General features: G+C 62.9%; 1 protein-coding gene. It reads right to left on the bottom strand.

Features of this window, described 5'->3' with window-relative positions; genetic code table 11:
• Positions 1-240 precede the first annotated feature (240 nt).
• Positions 241-888: a hypothetical protein gene (locus ACQ0O7_RS08380; RefSeq protein ID WP_430781230.1), complete on the bottom strand. Its 648-nt coding sequence runs from the start codon at positions 886-888 to the stop codon at positions 241-243.
• Positions 889-1,092: the final 204 nt, after the last annotated feature.

Below are 1,092 nucleotides of genomic sequence, written 5' to 3'. Positions count from 1 at the left end.
CCCCCCCCCCCACGGCGGTTTGGTTCGGCTGCTGGCCTTGGCCCGCGAGCTGATCCTATGGCAGACTGCCCACCCGCTTGGCCGTATCGCGCCGTACCTGTTTAGCGATGTGCCGGTAGCGCTTCGCCATAGCGGAGTTAGCCAACTCGTGGTCCCCATCGCAGCCCGCGGCCCGGCTCTGCCACTTTGTCGACCGTTTACAGCTCGACTTCCTCCGTGCGGCGTCGCTCTCCGAATCAGCTAGTTGACGCCCCGGCCCCGCAGGTCGTACAAGTTCCAGCCTTTGGTCGTCAGCGTCATCGCGGCCAGGGTCATGATGAACAGCCCAGTCATGCCTGCTTCAATGCGGAGATGCCGCATCCCGGCAGGGGTTCCAGCTAGCTCTACAGCATCGGGTACAGAGATGGTCGCCCACAGGTCTCCGTGGGCAATACCACTTCCCATGTGCCAAAACAGGCGCGTTAACTGACCGCCAAACTCAGTCTCTTCACCGGCCGCCTCGACGATCGAACGGAAGCCAATAGGTGCGGCCGCTCGGTCCTCGTTGACGCCGGCCGCAGCTGCCAAGGCACGGATCTCGGCGAAGCGCTCCGCCTCTGAGCGCGGTCCCTCGTGTCCGATAAGCCGCTTCACCTCCTCGCCGCCCTTAATGTCAGTCGATGCATACCGGAGCCTGCGGGTAATACGCTCCGGCCGGGAAGATGGTGCCAGTAGCCAGACAGCGGCGGCGGAATTCTCGATAGCCGTACGCAACAACGTATAAGGGGCATAGTTGTGGATCGCTCGGCCCTCGCGGACCTGCGAACGTAGGGCATGTAGATGATCAACGCCGTGGCTTAGAGCGTTCCAGACTGCATGGCTGTTCTCGTACGGGTGGGTCTGCTGCACCGTTAGGTGACATCTGAGATGGCTTGCCGTGACGGCGGGCTGGAAGGATGTTGCTGTGCCCAAGCCCTACCCTCGTGAGTTCCGCGATGATGTCGTGCGGGTGGCCCGTGACCGGGAGCCCTATTCAGAACGCGGCGGTCGTTTTTCATGGTCCCGCGTCTGGGTGACGATGCGTAACGGCGGTCGTCCGATGAGGGTTCGCCT

Origin of the sequence: Actinoplanes sp. G11-F43 (assembly GCF_050589265.1) — a bacterium.
Lineage (GTDB): Bacteria > Actinomycetota > Actinomycetes > Mycobacteriales > Micromonosporaceae > Actinoplanes.
This window is presented reverse-complemented; position numbering and strand designations above follow the sequence as displayed.